Below are 646 nucleotides of genomic sequence, written 5' to 3' on the forward strand. Positions count from 1 at the left end.
TCGTAACTCGCCGGTTCATTCTACAAAAGGCACGCCATCACCCGTTAACGGGCTCTGACTATTTGTAGGCACACGGTTTCAGGATCTCTTTCACTCCCCTTCCGGGGTGCTTTTCACCTTTCCCTCACGGTACTGGTTCACTATCGATCACTAGGGAGTATTTAGCCTTGGGAGATGGTCCTCCCAGATTCCGACGGAATTTCACGTGTTCCGCCGTACTCAGGATACATTCAAGAGAGAACGAAGTTTCGACTACGGGGTTGTTACCCTCTACGACGGACCTTTCCAGGTCGCTTCGTCTACCTCGTTCCTTTGTAACTCCGTATAGAATGTCCTACAACCCCAAGAGGCAAGCCTCTTGGTTTGGGCTATGTTCCGTTTCGCTCGCCGCTACTCAGGAAATCGCATTTGCTTTCTCTTCCTCCAGGTACTTAGATGTTTCAGTTCCCTGGGTCTGTCTTCCTTACCCTATGTATTCAGATAAGGATACCATACCATTACGTATGGTGGGTTTCCCCATTCGGAAATCTTCGGATCAAAGCTTACTTACAGCTCCCCGAAGCATATCGGCGTTAGTCCCGTCCTTCATCGACTCCTAGTGTCAAGGCATCCACCGTGCGCCCTTTCTAACTTAACCAAACTAAAA

General features: G+C 49.4%; 1 rRNA gene. It reads right to left on the bottom strand.

What is annotated here, in order from left to right:
* Positions 1 to 637 (bottom strand): 23S ribosomal RNA (locus MR083_RS26760); the annotation flags it as partial.
* Positions 638 to 646: the final 9 nt, after the last annotated feature.

This window comes from Bacillus cereus group sp. BfR-BA-01408 (genome assembly GCF_022663305.1).
GTDB classification, from domain to species: domain Bacteria; phylum Bacillota; class Bacilli; order Bacillales; family Bacillaceae_G; genus Bacillus_A; species Bacillus_A pacificus.